Raw genomic sequence first — 14,746 nt, 5'->3', positions numbered from 1 at the left:
GGATGATGTTCGACCCGAACGCGCCGGTCGAGGTCGTCACGCTGCGTGACGCGCGTGCGAGCGAGGCCGACGCGATCGGCCGCGTGATCCGTGCGGCGTTCGCGGGCGAGCCGCAGGGCGGGCAGTTCGAGCAGCGCATCGTCGACACGCTGCGCGCCGACGGTGCGCTGAGCGTGTCGCTCGTCGCGGAGCGCGACGGGCGTATCGTCGGGCACGTCGCGTTCTCGCCGGTTGCGATCGGCGGCGAGCCGGCCGCCAGCCAGCAGTGGTACGGGCTCGCGCCGCTCGCGGTGCGGCCCGAATGCCAGCGGCAAAGCATCGGCGCGGGGCTCGTGCGCACGGGGCTCGACGCGTTGCGGCGGCTCGGCGCGCGTGGCTGCGTCGTGCTCGGCGAGCCGGCGTATTACGCGCGTTTCGGGTTCGAACCGCACGGCGGCATCGTGTTTCCGGGCGTGCCGGCCGAGTATTTCCTCGCGCTGTCGTTCGACGAATCGGCACCGGTGCCGTCAGGTAACGTGCGTTACCACGACGTGTTCTATCCCGCCGCGTAGCGAACGCGGTGTGCGGTCACACCTGGCATGGCAAAGCCGCTCTTCGGAGCGGTTTTTTATTGCCCGTCGGCCGCGCACCGCCGCATCGCGAGACACATGTTCGCGCGCGCCAAAAGAAAAAGCCGCTCCGAAGAGCGGCTTTGCGATGCGCGTATGACGCGCGCCGGCGTTACTGAATCTTCGCCTGCTGGCGCAGACCTTCCTCGAACGCCTGCAGCTTCTGCTGCACGAGCTGCTGCGCGATCTGCGCCTTCACCTGGTCGAACGGCGGCGGGGCGATGTCGCGGATGTCGTCGACGCGGATGATGTGCCAGCCGAACTGCGTCTTCACCGGCGCGTCGGTCATCTGGCCTTTCTGCAGCTTCTGCGCGGCCGCCGCGAATTCCGGTACGTACGCCTTCGGGTCGGACCAGTCGAGATCGCCGCCGTTCTTGCCCGAGCCCGGATCCTTCGAGTATTGCTTCGCGAGATCCTCGAATTTCGCACCGCCCTTGATCTTCGCGATCAGGTCCTTCGCCTGCTGTTCGCTCTCGACGAGGATGTGGTGCAGGTGATACTCGCGGTTGCCGCCCACGCCCTTGACGAGTTCGTCGTAGCGCGCCTTCACTTCGGCGTCGGTCGGCTGGTTCTTCTTCAGGAAGCTCTCGATCATCGAGCGCAGCACGACGGTCTGCTGCGCGACGGCGACTTGCGCCTTCACGTCCGGACGATTCGGGATGCCTTCGCGGATCGCTTCCTGCATCAGGATTTCGCGGTTCACGAGTTCCTGGCGCACGGCCTGCTGCAGTTGCGGGCCGTCGGTCTGGCCTTGCTGGACGAGCTGCGCGACCATCGCGTCGGCGCGCGATTTCGGAATCGGCGTGCCGTTGACGACGGCGATGTTCTGGGCGAATGCCGGCGCCGCTGCAAAGGCAGCCGCCGCGACCCACAGGCGGGGGGATTTCAGGATCATCGGAAATTCCTGTTGAGACTAGATTGAAGATTCGTTGAATTCTTCGGGCGTGTAAGCCACGATCGCGAGCGCGTGAATGCCGCGCTGCATCGCATCAGCGAGCGCATCATACACCAGCCGGTGCCGCGCGACGCGCGGCTTGCCCGCGAACGCGGACGATACGATCGTGACCGTGAAATGACCGCCGGCGGCCGCACCCGCGTGGCCGGCGTGCTGCGCGCTGTCGTCGCGCACGGTGAGCGACAGCGGCGCGAGCGACGCGGTGAGGCGCGCTTCGATCAGCGCGATGCGTTCGTCGGCGGAGGCGTGGAGAAAGGCGTCGCTCATGTCATTCGTCCTTCAGGTACTTCGTGAGCCACAGGCTCTGCAGGATGATGAATACGACCATCGCGCCCGTCGTACCGAACAGCTTGAAGTTCACCCATTGCGATTCGGTGAAGTTGTGCACCACGTACAGGTTCGCGACGCCGAGCACCGCGAAGAACAGCGCCCACGCGACGTTCAGCTTGTCCCACACGGGGGACGGCAGCGTGAGCTGCTTGCCCATCATCTTCTCGATCAGGTTCTTGCTGAACGCATAACGCGCGGCGAGCAGCCCGATCGCAAACAGCCAGTACAGCACCGTCGGTTTCCATTGAATGAATTTCTCGTCATGCAGGACGAGGGTGGCGCCACCGAACACGACGATCACGCCCAGACTGACCCACAGCATCGTGTCGACCTTCCGGTGCCGGAAGGCGACCCACGCGACCTGGGCCAGCGTCGCGACGATCGCGACGGCGGTGGCGGTAAAGATGCCCCAGACCTTGAAGGCGACAAAAAACAGGATGATCGGAAACAGATCGAACAGGAATTTCATGGCGCTCGCAGCTGCGTGACGGGCCGCTCGTGCGGCCCGTCACCGTTGTAGGGACCCGCCAGGCATCGCCGTCGCGGATCGGGGCGGTCCGGCTCGAGGCTGGCCGCCCGGCAGATCCGCCCGGCGCCGCTCATTCGTTTTCGGGTCGGGACTCGAAGTTTAACGCAGCCGAATTGATGCAGTACCGCAAACCGGTCTTGTCGCGCGGGCCGTCCTCGAAGACGTGGCCCAGATGTGCGCCGCAGTGGTTGCAGCGCACCTCGACGCGCACCATCCCGTGCGAGTAGTCGACCTTCTCGTCGATCACCTCGCCGTTGAGCGGCTTGAAGTAGCTGGGCCAGCCGCAGCCCGAGTGGAACTTGGCGCCGGATTCGAACAGCGGCGTGCTGCAGACGACGCACTTGTAGATGCCGGCATCCTCGGTGTCGGTGTATTCGCCGGTGAACGCGCGCTCGGTCGCCGCGTGCTGCGTGACCTCGTACTGCATCGGCGTGAGCCGGCGGCGCAGCTCGGCGTCGTCCTTCTGGTACGGGTAGGTTTTGTCGTCGGAATCGTGGGACATGGGGTTCTCCTGATCGGTCGGTCGAGATGCGCGGGTTGCGGGCTTACGACGAGCAGCTCACTTCGAGCGAGCCCGCCCAGTCGGGCGGCAACGCCGCGTATGCTTCGTGCTCCGGTTGTTCGTCGAACGGGCGGCGCAGGATTCGCGCGAGCCGCTCGACTTCCGAAAAATCCTTTTCCTTCGCGCGCCGGATCGCGACTTCGGCCAGATGGTTGCGAAGCACGTATTTGGGGTTCGCGCGGTTCATTGCAACCGCGCGCGCCGCGTCGTCGCGCGTCTCCTCGGACAGCCGCGCGCGGTAGAGGTTCGCCCATGCGTCGAACGCTTCGCGGTCGATGAAGAGGTCGCGCACGGGCGCGTCGCGGCTCGCGTCGTGTTTCGACAGCTGCGCGAGCCGGCGGAACGTCAGCGTGAAATCCGCGTGGCTCGCGTGCATCGTCTCGAGCAGCTTGTTCGCGAGTTCGGCGTCGTTCTCGCGCTCGAGCTCGAGGCCGAGCTTCGCGCGCATCGCGCGTTCGAGCGCGGGACCGAAGCGTTCGGGGAATGTCGCGAGTACGGCCTGTGCATCGTCCACCGCGCGCTCGGCGCGCGCATCGTCGTCGGCGATGCCGTGCTGCAGCCCGATCAGCGGCAGCAGCGCCTGCGCGAGGCAATAGCAGTTCCAGTGCGCGATGCGCGGCTGCATCCGGTACGCATAGCGGCCGCCGGTGTCCGAGTGGTTGCAGATGTGGTTCGCGTCGAATGCGTCGACGAAGCCGAACGGACCGTAGTCGATCGTCACGCCGAGGATCGACATGTTGTCGGTGTTCATCACGCCGTGGCAGAAGCCGACGGCCTGCCATTGCGCGACGAGCTCGGCCGTGCGCAGCGTCGCGGCTTCGAGCAGCGCGAGGTACGGATCGTCCGCGTCGCGGCAGGCCGGATAGAAGCGGTCGATCACGTGATCGGCAAGCTGGCGCAGCAGGTCGGGGCGATCGTTCGAGAAGAAGTGCTCGAAGTGGCCGAAGCGCACGAAGCTTTCCGACACGCGCGTGACGACGGCCGCCGTCTCGATCTCCTCGCGCACCACCGGCTGGTCGGAGCCGATCACCGTCAGCGCGCGCGTGGTCGGGATGCCGAGGTGATGCATCGCTTCCGAGCACAGGAATTCGCGGATCGACGAGCGCAGCACCGCGCGGCCGTCGCCCATTCGCGAATACGGCGTGCGGCCGCCGCCCTTGAGCTGCAGTTCGTAGCGCCGGCCGTCGGCGCCGGGCAGTTCGCCGATCGTCAGCGCGCGGCCGTCGCCGAGCTGGCCGGCCCACACGCCGAACTGATGGCCGGAATAGACCGACGCGTACGGCATCGCGTGCGCGGGCCAGTCGCGCGTCGGGTTGCCGGCGAACAGCTCGGCGAAGCCGGGCCGCGCGGCGATCGACGGTGGCAGGTCGAGCAGTCGCGCGACTTCGTCGGAAAAGCCGACGACGTACGGCGCGGCGAGCGGCGCGGCCGGCAGCCGCGTATGAAACGCGTCGCCGAGCGTCACGAACGCACGTTCGGCGGGCGCGCCGAGCGTCGCGGCGAGGTCGGGCAGGGTGTCAGCCGCATCGGCTGCGCTTCGGGAAAACGACATGTTGAGCGCCTCTGGGTAAGCCGATATTGTAAGGCGGCGCCGCGCCGCCCGCATGGCGGCCCGCGCACCGTGCGCCGCGCCCGTCCGGGCCGCCGACGGGCGCGCCGCGGGAGCCGGTCACCGATTCGCATCCTTCACGGAGAACAAGACGATGGGTAAGCCGTTGCTGGGCCAGATGATGGATGTGCCGTTGCTCGTGTCGTCGCTGATTTCGCATGCCGCGCGGCACGCCGGCGACACGGAGATCGTGTCGAAGCGCGTGGAGGGCGACCTGCATCGCTATACGTACCGCGATTGCGAACGCCGCGCGAAGCAACTGGCGCAGGCGCTCGCCCGGCTCGGCGTCGACACCGGCGAGCGCGTCGGCACGCTGGCGTGGAACGGCTACCGGCACCTGGAGGCGTATTACGGGATCGGCGGGATGGGCGCCGTGTGCCACACGATCAATCCGCGCCTGTTCCCCGAACAGATCGCGTACATCGTCAATCACGCGGAAGACCGCTACGTCTTCTTCGACATCAATTTCGCGCCGCTCGTCGATGCGATCGCGCCGCAATGTCCGCACGTGCAGGGCTGGATCGCGATGACGGACGCCGCGCACCTGCCGTCCGGCGCCACGCCGTTCCTCTGCTACGAAACGCTCGTCGACGCCGAGGACGGCCGCTACGACTGGCCGCGCCTCGACGAGCAGCAGGCGTCGGGGCTCTGCTACACGTCGGGGACGACCGGCAACCCGAAGGGCGTGCTGTATTCGCATCGCTCGACCGTGCTGCATGCGTACGGCGCCGCGCTCCCCGACGCGATGAACCTGTCCGCGATGGACGCCGTGCTGCCCGTCGTGCCGATGTTCCACGTCAACGCATGGGGGCTGCCGTACGCGGTGCCGCTCACAGGCGGCAAGCTGGTGCTGCCCGGCAAGGATCTCGACGGGAAATCGCTGTACGAGCTGATGGAGGCCGAGCGCGTGACGTTCTCCGCGGGCGTGCCGACCGTGTGGCTCGGCCTGCTGAACTACATGCGCGAAGCCGGCGTGCGTTTCTCGACGCTGAACCGCACGGTGATCGGCGGCTCCGCGTGCCCGCCCGCGATGCTGCGCACGTTCGAGGACGAGTACGGCGTGCGCGTGATCCATGCGTGGGGGATGACCGAACTGTCGCCGCTCGGCACGCTCGCGAAGCTCAACTGGGCGCAGTCGCGGCGGCCGCTCGACGCGCAGCGCCGGCTGCTGGAGAAGCAGGGGCGCGTGATCTGCGGCGTCGACATGCGCATCGTCGGCGAGGACGGCCGCGAGCTGCCGTGGGACGGCGTCGCGTTCGGCGAACTGCAGGTGCGCGGGCCGTGGGTGATCGACCACTACTTTCGCGGCAATGAATCGCCGCTGGCGGACGGCTGGTTCCCGACCGGCGACGTCGCGACGATCGACCCCGACGGCTTCCTGCAGATCACCGACCGCAGCAAGGACGTGATCAAGTCGGGCGGCGAGTGGATCAGCTCGATCGACATCGAGAACGTCGCGATCGCGCATCCGGGCGTGGCCGAGGCCGCCTGCATCGCGTGCGCGCACCCGAAATGGACCGAGCGGCCGTTGCTCGTCGTGGTGCCGCGTGAAGGCGCGAACCTGAGCCGCGACGCGCTGCTCGCGTTCTACGAGGGCAAGGTCGCGAAGTGGTGGATTCCCGACGACGTCGTGTTCGTCGAGTCGCTGCCGCACACCGCGACCGGCAAGCTGCAGAAGCTGAAGTTGCGCGAGACGTTCCGCCATTACGTGTTGCCGACGGCGGTGGGCGCGCCGTAAGCCCTCGCGCCCGGGCAGCCGCCGGCACGCGGGGCCGGTCGCCCGATGCCGGTCGCCCCGCTCCGTCCCCGAATCGGGAACGCAATTCAAATTGAACGATCGTGCTTTTTCGTTGTATGCTGCCTGCGTTCATCCGGACATGCGGCCGTTCGACCGCGCACAATGAAGCGCAGCCAATCCGGCGCGCGATGCATGGAGGCAGGCAGATGGCAGTGGATTACTCGACTCGCGACGGCGTGGCCGTCATCACGCTCAACAATCCGCCCGTCAACGGGCTCGGCCTGTCGACCCGCCAGGGCGTCATGGACGCGCTCGATCGCGCCGCGCAGGATCCGTCGGTCACGGCCATCGTGCTGACCGGCGCGGGCCGCGCGTTCTCGGGCGGGGCCGACATCACCGAATTCAATACGCCGAAGGCGCTGCAGGAGCCGACGCTGCACACCGTGATCCGCGCGGTGGAGGCGAGCGCGAAGCCGGTCGTCGCGGCGCTGCACAGCGTCGTGATGGGCGGCGGCCTCGAGCTCGCGCTCGGCGCGCATTACCGGGTCGCCGCGCCCGGCGCGCAGGTCGCGTTGCCCGAGGTGAAGCTCGGGCTGCTGCCGGGCGCGGGCGGCACGCAGCGCCTGCCGCGCGCGGTCGGGCTCGAAACCGCGCTGAACATGATCGTGTCGGGCGCGCCGGTGCCGTCGGAGCAACTCGCGAAGAGCGGGCTGTTCGACGAAATGGCCGACGGCGACCTGCTCGACGCGGCCGTTGCGTTCGCGCGCAAGGTTGGCGCGCAGAAGGGGCCGCATCCGCGCGTGCGCGATCGCAAGATCGTCCACGAGAACGCGGCGGGCTTCATCCAGTTCGCGCGCAATTCCGCGCGGGCCGCCGCGCCGAATTTCCCCGCGCCGCACAAGTGCATCGACGCGATCGAGGCCGGCGTGCTGAACGGCTTCGACAAGGGCAGCATCGCCGAGCGCGAGGGTTTCGTCGCGCTGATGATGACGCCGGAAAGCCGCGCGCTGCGCCATGCATTCTTCGGCGAGCGCGCGGCGAGCAAGATTCCCGACGTGCCGGCCGATACGCCGTTGCGCGAGATCCGCCGGGTCGGCGTGATCGGCGCGGGCACGATGGGCGGCGGGATCGCGATGAACTTCGTCAACGCGGGGCTGCCCGTCACGCTGCTCGAGACGAAGCAGGACGCGCTCGAGCGCGGCCTCGCGACGATCCGCAAGAACTACGACGCGCAGGTGAGGAAGGGCAAGCTTACGCAGGAGAAGCTCGACGCGCGCATGGCGCTGATCGCGCCGACACTGTCCTACGACGACCTGAAGGACGCCGACCTGATCGTCGAAGCGGTGTTCGAGGAACTCGGCGTGAAGGAGCAGGTGTTCAGGAAGCTCGACGAAGTCGCGAAGCCGGGCGCGATCCTTGCGTCCAACACGTCGACGCTCGACGTCGACAAGATCGCGGCGTTCACGAAGCGCCCGCAGGACGTCGTCGGCATGCACTTCTTCAGCCCGGCGAACGTGATGAAGCTGCTCGAGGTCGTGCGCGGCGCGCGGACCGCGAAGGACGTGCTCGCGACCGTGATGGCGGTGGCGAAGAAGATCCGCAAGACGGCGGTCGTGTCGGGCGTGTGCGACGGCTTCATCGGCAACCGGATGATCGAGCAGTACATCCGCCAGGCGCTGTTCATGCTCGAGGAAGGCGCGCTGCCGGCGCAGGTCGATCGCGCGATCGAGAAGTTCGGCTTCGCAATGGGGCCGTTCCGGATGAGCGACCTCGCCGGCAACGACATCGGCTGGGCGATCCGCAAGCGGCGCTACGTCGAGCAGCCTGGCCTGCACTATTCGAAGATCGCCGACCGCCTGTGCGAGCAGGGCCGCTTCGGCCAGAAGACGGGCGCCGGCTGGTACGACTACGTGCCGGGCGATCGCAAGGCGAAGCCGTCGGCGCTCGTCGACGAGATGGTCGTCGCGTACTCGAAGGAGCGCGGCGTCGAGCGGCGCAAGATCGGCGACGACGAGATCGTCGAGCGGCTCGTGTTCGCGCTCGTCAACGAAGGCGCGAAGATCCTCGAGGAGAAGATCGCGTCGAAGGCGTCCGACATCGACATGGTCTATCTGACCGGCTATGGCTTCCCGCTGTGGCGCGGCGGCCCGATGCTGTACGCGGATACGGTCGGCCTCTACAACGTCGAGCGCGCGATTCGCCGCTATGCGGCGGCGCCGAACGGCGACGCGTGGCAGCTCGCGCCGTCGATCGCGGAACTGGCCAAGGCCGGCCGCGGGTTCAACGGCTGACGATCTCGCACGGCGGCGCGCCCGATTCACCCAGGAGAATTGAAATGAAACGCACCGACGACGTCCTGCTCGTGATCGACGTGCAATACGACTTCATGCCGGGCGGCGCGCTCGCGGTGCCCGACGGCGATGCGATCGTGCCGGTGATCAACGCGCTCGCGCAACGCTTCGACCAGGTCGTGCTGACGCAGGACTGGCACCCGCGCGAGCACGTGTCGTTCGCGGCGAACCATCCGGGCCGCGAGCCGTTTTCCACGCTTTCGCTGCCGTACGGCGAGCAGGTGCTGTGGCCCGTGCACTGCGTGCGGGACACCGACGGCGCGGCGCTGCATCGCGACCTCGACATCCCGCACGCGCGGCTCGTGATCCGCAAGGGCGGCGACGCGCAGGTCGACAGCTATTCCGCGTTCGTCGAGGCCGACCGCACGACGCGCACGGGGCTCGCGGGCTACTTGCGCGAACTCGGCGCGAAGCGCGTGTGGTGCTGCGGGCTCGCGACCGACTATTGCGTCGCATGGTCGGCGCTCGATGCGCGCGCGGCCGGTTTCGAAGCCGCGGTGATCAACGATGCGTGCCGTGCGATCGACCTGAACGGGTCGCTCGCGCACGCATGGCAGCAGATGCAGGCAGCGGGCGTCGCGCATGTGACGTCCGCCGGCGCGCGCCCGGCGGCGTAGCGCATTTCCCATCCGATTCAGGACATGAAGCAGGACCGAAGGAGACTCGCATGACCGAAGCCGTAATCGTATCGACCGCACGCACGCCGCTCGCGAAGTCCTGGCGCGGCGCATTCAACATGACGCACGGCGCGACGCTCGGCGGCCACGTGGTCGCGGCCGCGCTCGAACGCGCGAAGCTCGATCCGGCGCGCGTCGAGGACGTGATCATGGGCTGCGCGAACCCCGAAGGCGCGACGGGCGCGAACATCGCGCGGCAGATCGCGCTGCGCGCGGGATTGCCCGTGAGCGTGCCGGGGATGACGGTGAACCGTTTCTGTTCGTCGGGGCTGCAGACCATCGCGCTGGCCGCGCAGCGGATCGTCGCGGGGGAAGGCGAGATCTATGTGGCCGGCGGCGTCGAATCGATCTCGTGCGTGCAGAACGAGATGAACCGGCACATGATCCAGGAAGGCTGGCTCGTCCAGCACAAGCCCGAGATCTACTGGAACATGCTGCAGACCGCCGAGAACGTCGCGAAGCGCTACGGCATCTCGAAGGAGCGGCAGGACGCGTACGGCGTGCAGTCGCAACTGCGTGCCGCGGCCGCGCAGGAAGCCGGGCGCTTTCGCGACGAGATCGTGCCGATCACCGTGCTCGCGGGCATCGCCGACAAGGCGACGGGCCGCCTGTACACGCAGGAAGTGACGGTCTCGGCCGACGAAGGCATCCGCCCCGACACGACGCTCGAAGGCGTGTCGAAGATCCGTTCGGCCGTGCCGGGCGGCGTGATCACCGCGGGCAATGCGAGCCAGTTCTCGGACGGCGCGTCGGCATGCGTGGTGATGAGCGCCGACGCCGCGCAACGCGAAGGGCTGCAGCCGCTGGGCGCGTTCCGCGGCTTCGCGGTGGCCGGCTGCGAACCGGACGAAATGGGCATCGGCCCGGTGTTCGCGGTGCCCAAGCTGCTGAAGCAGGCCGGGCTGACAGTCGACGACATCGGCCTGTGGGAGCTGAACGAGGCGTTCGCGGTGCAGGTGCTGTACTGCCGCGACACGCTCGGGATTCCTGAGGAGCGCCTGAACGTGAACGGCGGCGCGATCGCGGTCGGCCATCCGTACGGCGTGTCGGGCGCGCGCCTGACCGGCCATGCGCTGATCGAGGGCAAGCGGCGCGGCGTGAAGTACGTGGTCGTCACGATGTGCATCGGCGGCGGGCAGGGCGCGGCCGGCCTGTTCGAAATCCTCTGATCTTTGACCGGCCGCGGCCGCGGTGGCGCTTCGGTGTCACCGCACGCCGCCGCGATGAATCGGCGCGACCGATGCGCGATTCGCAACGACGGGGAAGCAAATGGCATGCACCCGGCAATGCCGTTTCCCCTGACTTGTCAAACGAATTACCCCACCTATACTTGCTCTGACATTTGCCTTTCGGCACGATGGGTCAGATCATGCGTTGCGCGATCCGTGCCGCGAGGACTCCAATCAACGCAGCAGACCGACCGGGGACCGAATGAGTACGACCTATGCAGCCGGGGAACCGCCGCGCGTCGTCAGTGCGGCCGCAAGGCTCTACGCGAAATGCCTGCTGGTCGGATTCGCGTTGCTGCCTGCGTATCTGATTGCCTATCTGTGGTTCTTCAGCGACCGGAGCGTCGTGTTCGAGAACCACGCTTTCCATGAAATCGCGATCGCGGCGGCGACGATCGAAGGCGCGTTCGTCACCTATGTGACGTGGGTGTGCTACCGGTCGTCCGGCGAGCCGCTGCTGCGCTGGCTGACGCTCGGCTTTCTCGGTTTCGCGATGATCTATGCACTGCACGGCGCGTTCACCGGGATGGCGCATCACAATATCTGGCTGTTCCTGCTGTACGGGCCCGCGTCGCGGTTGGTGATGTCCGTGCTGCTGCTCACGGGCCTGCTGTCGTATTCGCGTCCGCCCGACCGGGTCGACAAGCGCACGAGCGCACGGACGTGGCTGCCTTGGATCGTGCTTTTCCTGATCGTCGACGTGGTGGTCGCGTACGTCGCGTATTCGCCGGTTGCCGGTGCGCTCGGCACGCGGCTGTCGATGGAAGGCGGCGCGCTGGTGTTCTCGCTGCTGAACGTGTGCCTGCTGCTCGCGCGGCGGATCCGCTCGCCGCTGATGGTGATCTACGGCGTGTCGATCATGGCGTTCGCGCTGTCGTCGCTCGCGTTCATCCTCGGCAAGCCGTGGAATCACATGTGGTGGCTCGCGCATGCGATCTTCGCGGGCGGGTTCTTCCTGCTCAGTTACGGCGTCGTGCAGGCGCTGCAGACGACGCGCTCGTTCTCGGCGATCTACAGCCAGGAAGACCTGATGAGCCGCTTGTCCGAATCGATGGCGCGCACCGAAAGCGCGCTGCAGGAGCTGCGGCGCACGAACCAGAAGCTCGAGTACATGGCCGCGACCGACCCGATGACGGGCGCGTCGAACCGCCGCCAGTTCATCGCGCAGGTCGAGCGCGAGATCGTGCGGGCCGAGCGCGACGGCACGCCGTTCTGCCTGCTCGCGCTCGATCTCGACAATTTCAAGAACATCAACGATGCCTACGGGCACCAGATCGGCGATGAAGTGCTGCGCGGCGTCGTGCGCCAGTGCCTTGAGGCGATCCGGCCGGCGGGCGCGCTCGCGCGGGTCGGCGGCGAGGAGTTCATGGCGCTCCTGCCCGAAATGCCGCTCGAGGGCGCGCGGATGACGGCCGAGCGCGTGCGTTCGTCGATCGCGAGTGCGCCGTTCGGACTGGACTTCAAGCGCGTGCAGGTGACGGTCAGCGTCGGCGTCGCGCAATACGGCGTCGACGGCGGCACGGTGGATGCGCTGCTGCGGGTGGTCGACGAGCGGCTGTACCAGGCGAAGCGGGAAGGGCGCAACCGCGTGGTGACGCGCTAGTCCGCATGCCGGCGCCGGTGCCGGCATGCACGCGCGTGGCGACGCGCGCTAGCGCGACGCCACGGCCGTCGCCTGCTTCGATCGTTCGTCCTGCATCGGCTGCGACGCCTGCCACCAGTACTTGCCCGCGCGCTGCTGCGGATCGCGGATCGCGAGATACGTCGTACTCCAGAGTTGCGCCGCGTTGGCTTCGGTCGCATCGGCGCTGCGCGTGCCGAATGCGTCGGTCTGGTACTTGCCGTTCACGTAGGACCACGTCCACATTTCCGACGTGCGCATGTCGCGTCCGTTCGAGATCACCTGCCAGATCGTCTGCCGCGCCTGCGCGAGCAGCGTGCGTGTCGTGGCCGACAGGTCCTGGCGCGCCAGCTGGCGATCGAGTCCGGCTACCCACATCGCCTGCTGCCACGACCAGACTACCGTGCCGTGATACGCGGAGCTCGTGAATTTCGGCCACAGCGACGGGTTCGCATACGCGGGGTTCGCGATCAGCATCCCGGCATCGGTCACGAGCCCGGTCGGGAACGGCCGCGTGACGTCGGTGACGATCCGCTGGAGCTGATCCTCCGGCGGCGTGCCGAACAGCAGCGCGAAGCCGCCGTCGGAATTCATCACCGGAATCGGGTTGCCCTGCTGATCGAGCGACAGTGCGTAGAAGGCCAGCGGTGCGTCGGGCGCGGCGCCGGCCGGCACGCCGGCGGACGGCGCATAGGCCGACACGTCGGTGGCTGCCTGCGCGGCCGGCACGCTGACCTGGAACAGCGGCGGCGCCTGCGTTTCCCATGTGGCCGCTTCGTTCGCCGTGTTGGCGAGCGTCGCGCGCTGCCCGGCATCGAGATACGGATCGAGCAGGCCGCGGGCGAGGAACGCGTTCGCCGCGCGCAGCGCGGCCGGCACGAGCACCGCGTTCACGTCGTACGGGTAGACGCCGCCGCCGAGGCCGTCGGTGCTGTCGCGCCAGTTGCCGACGATTTCGCCGGGCCGCAGGTGGATCAGGTTTGCCACCGACGGTTGCTGTGCGAACGGCTGCGCGGTCGTCGCGACGTGCAGCAGGTTGACGACGAGGCGGCTGCCGTTGGTCTGCCCGTCGCTGCCGCGCTGCGCCAGGTACGCGGCCGCGCGGGCCTGGCCGCGCGTATCGTCGATCAGCCACGCGGCGGCGATCGGTGCGAGCAGGTAGTCGCTGTCGATCATCTTGTAGTCGTAGGTCGGTGTCGCATCGTTCGGCCGCCCGTTCTTCTGGTTGTCGACCAGCGCGAATTCGCCGATGCCTTCCTCGTGCGCGACCTTGCCGTCGGGCGACAGGCGGCTCAGCACCGACGACAGCCCGGCCTCGATCGCCGCCGGTTCGAGCACGGGCATCAGCATGCGGACCGAGATCAGCGTGTCGCGGCCGAAGTAGGTGTCGTACTGCCACGAACCGGCCAGCAGCTTGTCGTTGAAGCTCAGGAATTCGAGCACGTTCTGGCTGACCGGGTCGGGGTTCACGGACGGCGCGAACAGGTCGGCGTGCGTGATCGGCGACAGCGGCGTCTCGCCCGACAGCGCATCGATGTGCAGCTTCAGCGTGTGCGAGCCCGCCGGCGCGTTCAGCACGAGCTTGCCGCCGGCCGCCGGCGCGATGCTGCCGCCGTCGCGCAGCGTGATGCGCAGCGCATAGCCGGGCGCGCCGTCGAGCCGGTCGCGTTGCCATTGCGCGGTGCTGCCCTGGACCGTCGGCGCGGTGAGGATCTGCTGCGGAATCGTGGCGCCGCCGTTGAAGTCGCGCAGGAAGCGCACGTTGCTGAGCACGCTCTGGCGGATCGTCAGCGTAGCGGTGTCGACCGACACGTCGGCGCCGATGCCGTACAGCGGACGGCCGTGCGCGTCCGGGGCCGACAGTGCGGCCGGCGGCGTGTCGAGGCTCCAGTTCACCGGCTGCGCGGTGTCGTCGAACCACAGTCCGGTGCCGCTGTTGCCGGCGGGGAAGACCACGAGCAGACGCGGCTTCGTGGACGAGCGCGCCAGCAGGTGCGCGGCGACCTTGTCCTGCCGGTAGAACGCGTTGATCTGGCCGCCGGTGTCCATGCGGAACGACAGCGCGGCGGTGGTCGACGGCGGGGCGGTCGATTTGACGTCGTCGTCGTTGCAGGCCGACAGCAGGCCGGCGCAGACGAGCCCGAGACACAGCGACTTCGCAAGGCGATGCATGTTGATGTCCCTCCTGATGACTCGCGATTTTTTATCTGGATGTTCCAATCGGCGGATCGTGGGTCCGTCTGATCCCGTTTTGCATTCATTGCGGCGAATGGCGGGAATTAAATCGGGGTGTTGCGCTTCTTCGAAAGGAAAACAGGTCGGCAAATAACCGGTTGGCCGATAAATGCCGAAAGCCGAAAACGGCAGAGGTGTGCGTCGATGCCCCGCGGGAAAGGCGATGAGACCGGCCTTCGCGCAGGTGAGCGGCGAATCCGGGGCGGCGCGGAAAATGATACGTAAGCCGTCGTAGGCGATTCTAAATTTGCGGGAAAGTCGAAGTCAATAATGTTTTTGTTTTCGAATGTTGAATTGAAAAA

Annotated in this window: 12 protein-coding genes; 6 read left to right on the top strand and 6 right to left on the bottom strand. The window is 67.7% G+C overall.

Features of this window, described 5'->3' with window-relative positions:
- The first annotated feature begins 2 nt into the window (after positions 1–2).
- A complete protein-coding gene (locus tag LGM42_RS07515; protein ID WP_059585188.1) occupies positions 3–551 on the top strand; it encodes a GNAT family N-acetyltransferase in 549 nt (182 codons plus the stop codon).
- A 169-nt stretch (positions 552–720) separates the two neighbouring features.
- Here the strand turns inward: LGM42_RS07515 and LGM42_RS07510 are convergent, their stop codons facing one another.
- From LGM42_RS07510 to LGM42_RS07490, 5 genes are all read right to left on the bottom strand, one after another.
- Entirely contained in the window at positions 721–1,503 is a 783-nt protein-coding gene (locus tag LGM42_RS07510; protein WP_050013274.1) for a peptidylprolyl isomerase, read from the bottom strand.
- An 18-nt stretch (positions 1,504–1,521) separates the two neighbouring features.
- The gene (locus LGM42_RS07505; protein WP_050013273.1) at positions 1,522–1,830 is read right to left on the bottom strand and encodes a BolA family protein; all 309 of its coding nucleotides are present in this window, start codon (positions 1,828–1,830) and stop codon (positions 1,522–1,524) included.
- A 1-nt stretch (position 1,831) separates the two neighbouring features.
- A complete protein-coding gene (locus LGM42_RS07500) occupies positions 1,832–2,362 on the bottom strand; it encodes a septation protein A (RefSeq protein WP_059585190.1) in 531 nt (176 codons plus the stop codon).
- Positions 2,363–2,492: 130 nt separating this feature from the next.
- Positions 2,493–2,924: a peptide-methionine (R)-S-oxide reductase MsrB gene (msrB, locus tag LGM42_RS07495; protein ID WP_059585191.1), complete on the bottom strand. Its 432-nt coding sequence runs from the start codon at positions 2,922–2,924 to the stop codon at positions 2,493–2,495.
- Positions 2,925–2,967: 43 nt separating this feature from the next.
- Positions 2,968–4,536 carry a protein adenylyltransferase SelO gene (locus LGM42_RS07490; RefSeq protein ID WP_059585192.1) on the bottom strand — a complete coding sequence of 523 codons (1,569 nt, stop codon included), beginning with the start codon at positions 4,534–4,536 and terminating at the stop codon, positions 2,968–2,970.
- A gap of 151 nt (positions 4,537–4,687) precedes the next feature.
- On the opposite strand from LGM42_RS07490, the gene LGM42_RS07485 reads away from it, so the two are divergent.
- The 5 genes from LGM42_RS07485 (at position 4,688) to LGM42_RS07465 (ending at position 12,191) form a co-directional block, all read left to right on the top strand.
- Positions 4,688–6,331, top strand: a complete 1,644-nt coding sequence (locus LGM42_RS07485; protein WP_226231918.1) for a 3-(methylthio)propionyl-CoA ligase — start codon at positions 4,688–4,690, stop codon at positions 6,329–6,331.
- 206 nt (positions 6,332–6,537) lie between these two features.
- Entirely contained in the window at positions 6,538–8,622 is a 2,085-nt protein-coding gene (locus tag LGM42_RS07480) for a 3-hydroxyacyl-CoA dehydrogenase NAD-binding domain-containing protein (RefSeq protein ID WP_060966923.1), read from the top strand.
- Positions 8,623–8,666: 44 nt separating this feature from the next.
- On the top strand, positions 8,667–9,299 hold the full coding sequence (gene pncA, locus LGM42_RS07475) for a bifunctional nicotinamidase/pyrazinamidase (RefSeq protein ID WP_226231917.1): 633 nt from the start codon (positions 8,667–8,669) through the stop codon (positions 9,297–9,299).
- Between the two features lie 50 nt (positions 9,300–9,349).
- Entirely contained in the window at positions 9,350–10,528 is a 1,179-nt protein-coding gene (locus LGM42_RS07470) for an acetyl-CoA C-acyltransferase (protein ID WP_059585195.1), read from the top strand.
- A gap of 262 nt (positions 10,529–10,790) precedes the next feature.
- A complete protein-coding gene (locus LGM42_RS07465) occupies positions 10,791–12,191 on the top strand; it encodes a GGDEF domain-containing protein (protein WP_226231916.1) in 1,401 nt (466 codons plus the stop codon).
- Between the two features lie 48 nt (positions 12,192–12,239).
- Here the strand turns inward: LGM42_RS07465 and LGM42_RS07460 are convergent, their stop codons facing one another.
- A complete protein-coding gene (locus LGM42_RS07460; RefSeq protein WP_226231915.1) occupies positions 12,240–14,381 on the bottom strand; it encodes a hypothetical protein in 2,142 nt (713 codons plus the stop codon).
- Positions 14,382–14,746: the final 365 nt, after the last annotated feature.

Origin of the sequence: Burkholderia sp. AU39826, from assembly GCF_020419965.1 — a bacterium.
GTDB lineage: Bacteria > Pseudomonadota > Gammaproteobacteria > Burkholderiales > Burkholderiaceae > Burkholderia > Burkholderia semiarida.
The sequence above is the reverse complement of the archived record's forward strand: the minus strand, read 5'-3'. Positions and strand labels throughout refer to the sequence as shown.

What these genes read in the sequence shown, in the direction of transcription:
- LGM42_RS07515 (WP_059585188.1), top strand. Translation starts at nt 3, where the DNA reads ATGATGTTCGACCCGAACGCGCCGGTCGAGGTCGTCACGCTGCGTGAC.
- LGM42_RS07510 (WP_050013274.1), bottom strand. Translation starts at nt 1,503, where the DNA reads ATGATCCTGAAATCCCCCCGCCTGTGGGTCGCGGCGGCTGCCTTTGCA.
- LGM42_RS07505 (WP_050013273.1), bottom strand. Translation starts at nt 1,830, where the DNA reads ATGAGCGACGCCTTTCTCCACGCCTCCGCCGACGAACGCATCGCGCTG.
- LGM42_RS07500 (WP_059585190.1), bottom strand. Translation starts at nt 2,362, where the DNA reads ATGAAATTCCTGTTCGATCTGTTTCCGATCATCCTGTTTTTTGTCGCC.
- msrB (WP_059585191.1), bottom strand. Translation starts at nt 2,924, where the DNA reads ATGTCCCACGATTCCGACGACAAAACCTACCCGTACCAGAAGGACGAC.
- LGM42_RS07490 (WP_059585192.1), bottom strand. Translation starts at nt 4,536, where the DNA reads ATGTCGTTTTCCCGAAGCGCAGCCGATGCGGCTGACACCCTGCCCGAC.
- LGM42_RS07485 (WP_226231918.1), top strand. Translation starts at nt 4,688, where the DNA reads ATGGGTAAGCCGTTGCTGGGCCAGATGATGGATGTGCCGTTGCTCGTG.
- LGM42_RS07480 (WP_060966923.1), top strand. Translation starts at nt 6,538, where the DNA reads ATGGCAGTGGATTACTCGACTCGCGACGGCGTGGCCGTCATCACGCTC.
- pncA (WP_226231917.1), top strand. Translation starts at nt 8,667, where the DNA reads ATGAAACGCACCGACGACGTCCTGCTCGTGATCGACGTGCAATACGAC.
- LGM42_RS07470 (WP_059585195.1), top strand. Translation starts at nt 9,350, where the DNA reads ATGACCGAAGCCGTAATCGTATCGACCGCACGCACGCCGCTCGCGAAG.
- LGM42_RS07465 (WP_226231916.1), top strand. Translation starts at nt 10,791, where the DNA reads ATGAGTACGACCTATGCAGCCGGGGAACCGCCGCGCGTCGTCAGTGCG.
- LGM42_RS07460 (WP_226231915.1), bottom strand. Translation starts at nt 14,381, where the DNA reads ATGCATCGCCTTGCGAAGTCGCTGTGTCTCGGGCTCGTCTGCGCCGGC.